Origin of the sequence: Occallatibacter sp. (assembly GCF_049802275.1) — a bacterium.
Taxonomy (GTDB): Bacteria; Acidobacteriota; Terriglobia; order Terriglobales; family Acidobacteriaceae; genus Telmatobacter.
In genome coordinates, this window is the sequence record NZ_JBARMD010000639.1 from 1 (window position 1) to 3,888 (window position 3,888).

Genomic DNA, 3,888 nt, shown 5'->3' on the forward strand with positions numbered 1-3,888 from the left:
CTTCTTGTAATTGCGGGCAAAGACAATCGTGTGGTGCTCGATATCGTACGTACGGTCAAGGCCGAGATACATCATGAAGGTGGAGCAGGAGAACTGGCGTTTCCGCAGTGACGAGGGCTTATAGCGCTGAAGATCCTTCTCGTCGAACAGGGTGCTCATCGCATGACCAAAATCTGCGTTGATCACCACGTGGTCGCAGTGAATCTTCTCCCCATTTTCAAGTTCGAGACCGCAAGCGCGCCGCCCCTCCAGTAGCACACGTTTTACGGGTGTCGAGGTATGAATTTCGGCCCCTTCCTCGCATGCCACCCGGGCAAACGCTTCGCTGATGCGGCTGAGTCCGCCCATCACGTGATACACGCCGTGCGCGTGCTCGGTGTACGGAATCATCGTGAAAAGACCGGGACAGTCCCATGGCGACATGCCCAGATACTTTGACTGAAAAGTGAACGCCAATCGCAGCTCTTCGGAGCGGAAGTAGTTACCCAACACGTCGTAGAGCGAGCGCCCGGCGGCGATATGGGGAACTGCTGCAAGCAGCGTGGGGCTGATCATGCTGGCAAGCGTTCCATAGGGTTTTTGCAAGCACGGATAGAGCTTTTCGAAGCGCTGACCCTCGCGCGCAAGAAAGCGATCCAGGCCCGCTCCTTCTCCTGGGAAAATCCGCTCGATCTCTGCCTTCATCGCTTGAGGATCAGAATGAACAAGCATGGTGTTGTCATGGAATCGGAGCTCATACATTGGATCAAGCTTCTTGAACTGCAGATAGTCGGTCGAGCGGCGACCTCCCTCTGCGAACAGTTCGTCCAGCAGAAACTTCATCATCAGAAATGTCGGACCGAGGTCGAAGCGATAGTCGCCCAGCCGAACTTCTGCATTCCTTCCACCAATCACGTCCTGCTTTTCGAAAACCTGGACGCGAAAGCCGCGCTGCGCCAGGAGCATGGCCGACGCAAGTCCCCCTGGCCCCGCTCCCACGATTGCAATATGTTTTTTCTTGCCTGCGTGAACGCTCATAAATTCACGCTAGGCCGAATCGGCGGACGATAGAAGGATGCGTACGGTTCGGAGCGCAATCAATTGCTTTGAAAGCAAGAAAGCCCAGTTTTCTTGCAACGCAGTAAAGAAGCACGAAACGCTTTCGCTGACGCCACGCGCTACGAAGTTGAACGTGTAGTGACGACCATCGCCGTGCAGGGCGACTTCACCAGACTGCGGTACGAGTGCTTTTGCAGCGAATCGAAGTAGATGGCGTCCCCCTCCGCGAGTTGGTACTTTTCAACGCTAACGGTCATCTCCAATTTGCCCACAATCAGGTACAGCAGTTCAACTCCCGGATGATGGTGAGGAACCACCTTTTCCGGCGACAGCGGGTGGAAATGCGCCAGATAGCCATTCAGCTTTCTTTCATTCACGCGAAAGTCGAGGCTTTCAAAATGCCACGGTGCAATTGTGGCCTTTGGATCGGAAGGAAATAGTTTGCGCTCGCTGCGGCGTATCACTGCGGTGACATAACGCTTTCGCGGATCGGTGAAGAAGTAGTCCAGACCCACGCTGAACACCATGGCAATCCGCGTCAGCGTCGGCAAGGTCGGCACAAGTCGGCCGTTTTCAAGTCGCGAAAGCATAGCCTGAGAAAGACCGGTGTGTTCCGCAAGCTGAGCGAGGCCCATGCTCTTGCGCAGACGCAGGGTGCGCAGCTTGTCAGCAATGGCGTAGGGCCGAAGTGATTCGTTCACCACGGAGGTGTCGGTAGTTCTCGCTGCCGATTTCTTCTGTTTCAGGAACTGAGCCTCCTGGCCCTGCGACCGACGACTTCCCACTTACAGATTGCTATTTACTCACAATCAAGCGATCTTGCGTCCTTGTCAAGTCGGCAAGTGAACCGCCTGAAGACTCAGGCAAAAACAAGCAAGATCGATGCCAGCAAGATCGCCGATTGTCTTCGCTGCGACTTCCTTCCCGAGTGCCACATGGCATCAACCGAGATCCGCGACCGGCGGCGAACGTTGCGCTATCGCGGGCTGCTGGTCAAGCAGATGGTGCAGATGAAGAACCGCGTATCAGGGCTGCTGCTGGAGAAGGGCGTGACGCATACCAAGCGACGGCTGCACAAGGTGGGCTACTTCGCCGAGCTGATGGCCGGCAACGAAGAGATCGATCAGAGTATCCGGCCGTTTTTGAAGCTAAGCCGCGAACACATCGTTCGGGCGCAGAAGCTGGACTATGCTCTCGTCAGTTCGCTGGAACGTGATCCGCCGCTAGCCGAGAGACTGAAGCGTTTAAGAACGGTTCCCGGAGTCGGCCCGATCACGGCGCTGACGTGGCTCTGGAGATCGGCGATGTCGCTCGCTTTCGCTCGATCAAACAGGCTGTTACTGCGGAATCTGCGGAGCCGAGAAGAGTTCAGCTGACAAGATGATGCGCATGCCCATATCCAAGCAGCGCAACAAGCACATTCAGCATGTGCTGGTAGAGGCTGCCAAACTGGCGCCCAGGCAGTGCCACGAACTGGCTCTGATCGACGAAAAAGAGATGCAGCGAGGTAATCGCAACCTCGCCACCCTCGCAGTGGCGAGGAAGATCGTTGCCTATCTGCTCGCAGTCGAACGCAGACAACAGGATTTCGTGCCCACCGAGGAGTTCGGAGGCACTGCGGCAGCCTAAAAACCTGCCCATGAATGAAAAAACATCAGGATTATTCCGTGCGCAGACTGCCAGGTCCTGCGGTATGGCGACTGAGCGAAGGAGATCAAACTCCGGAGGCTCACCACGAATTGTTTCGGGACTGGCAGAGATCACAAACTCAATCTTCGGCGACGGCTCTTCAGAGCCCGAGGCTGCAAATAGATGTCTGGTTCTGCTCGAGAGCAGGGACCATCGGCCGAGAGGCCAATGATGCGAAACGGGCATCCTAATTCGATCAATGCGCGCTCTCCCGAGCGCGCCATGGACACCTGCGCTTTTCTCTTGCCGTTGACTTACATAGAAGTCGTTAGCCTTGATCGGAAATGCCTCGGGGCGAGTCCTCGCATTCAGACACTTCTGCGCCGGCTGCCCCGAGGCATTTTCGATAAGGGGACTAGAAGGAAGACGGTGGCAGTGGCGGGCGCTGCTAGGGAGCTAGGGGGGAGAAGTGGCCTGTATTAAGAAGGGCGAAGAGGCTGGAAGACCCGGCTTGGATACGGCAACAAGGGAGATAGATCCTCACATGCGGGTAATTTCGCGAGTTGCAGGCAAGCAGGAATGGGCTATAAGGTCGCAACTTCGCACTGAAGACACAGGTGGGCGGAGACGTGGTGCCACATCTTCGCTGGTCCGTGAATAGGGTTGGGATCAGGAAGTGTCGGGAAGGTCGCATCGAAACGCCAGTTGTTGCGCGGTGAGGTTGGGCCCGATGAGCATGTTGGCTCTGCAGCGCGGACAACGCCAGGTAGCTTCCGGGGAGTTGGTGGGATGCGATGTCGGCGGAGGCTGGCAAGCAAGTTGCTGGCGAGCGAGCGCGATGAGAGCGGCCCGGCGTGCGTTGGCGAGATAGCCGAAGTGTCGGATGCGGACGAAACTCTGGGCAGCACATGTTGGCAGAATCGGCGCAGGAACTCGCTTGCGGATGGCGTCATGACGCGCTGCTTGTTACCGTGCGCGTAGTCTTTCCATCGGAAGCTTACGCGTTGACCGTCGAAGCTGAAGTAGGGCACGGGGAGCAGGTCCTGCTCACGCCGGGCAAGCCAGCGCTGGCGCGCCTGTGCCGGACACTTCGGGCAGTGCCGGTTGCGGCAGGAGTTATAAGAGATAGCCTGGAGATCGCACCGCGAGCAGGAGTCCAGATGGCCTCCGAGCGCAGCAGTTCGACATGCGGCGATGGCCCGCAACACGCTCAGTTGCTGG

Annotated in this window: 5 protein-coding genes and 1 pseudogene; 2 read left to right on the forward strand and 4 right to left on the reverse strand. The window is 57.2% G+C overall.

Annotated features, from left to right (window positions below):
- Positions 1-1,017 (reverse strand): phytoene desaturase family protein (locus WA354_RS21535; RefSeq protein ID WP_472815078.1); only part of this gene is annotated, 1,017 nt, incomplete at its 3' end.
- Positions 1,018-1,157: 140 nt separating this feature from the next.
- On the reverse strand, positions 1,158-1,823 hold the full coding sequence (locus WA354_RS21540; RefSeq protein ID WP_472815079.1) for a helix-turn-helix domain-containing protein: 666 nt from the start codon (positions 1,821-1,823) through the stop codon (positions 1,158-1,160).
- A 150-nt stretch (positions 1,824-1,973) separates the two neighbouring features.
- Between WA354_RS21540 and WA354_RS21545 the strand changes: the two genes are divergently transcribed.
- Positions 1,974-2,414 carry a hypothetical protein gene (locus tag WA354_RS21545; RefSeq protein ID WP_472815080.1) on the forward strand — a complete coding sequence of 147 codons (441 nt, stop codon included), beginning with the start codon at positions 1,974-1,976 and terminating at the stop codon, positions 2,412-2,414.
- 7 nt (positions 2,415-2,421) lie between these two features.
- The gene (locus WA354_RS21550) at positions 2,422-2,667 is read left to right on the forward strand and encodes a hypothetical protein (protein ID WP_472815081.1); all 246 of its coding nucleotides are present in this window, start codon (positions 2,422-2,424) and stop codon (positions 2,665-2,667) included.
- 584 nt (positions 2,668-3,251) lie between these two features.
- Here the strand turns inward: WA354_RS21550 and WA354_RS21555 are convergent.
- The gene (locus WA354_RS21555) at positions 3,252-3,698 is read right to left on the reverse strand and encodes a transposase (protein ID WP_472815082.1); all 447 of its coding nucleotides are present in this window, start codon (positions 3,696-3,698) and stop codon (positions 3,252-3,254) included.
- Positions 3,687-3,888 (reverse strand): annotated as a pseudogene (locus tag WA354_RS21560) (transposase zinc-binding domain-containing protein); the annotation flags it as partial. The gene WA354_RS21555 and the pseudogene WA354_RS21560, both read right to left, overlap by 12 nt.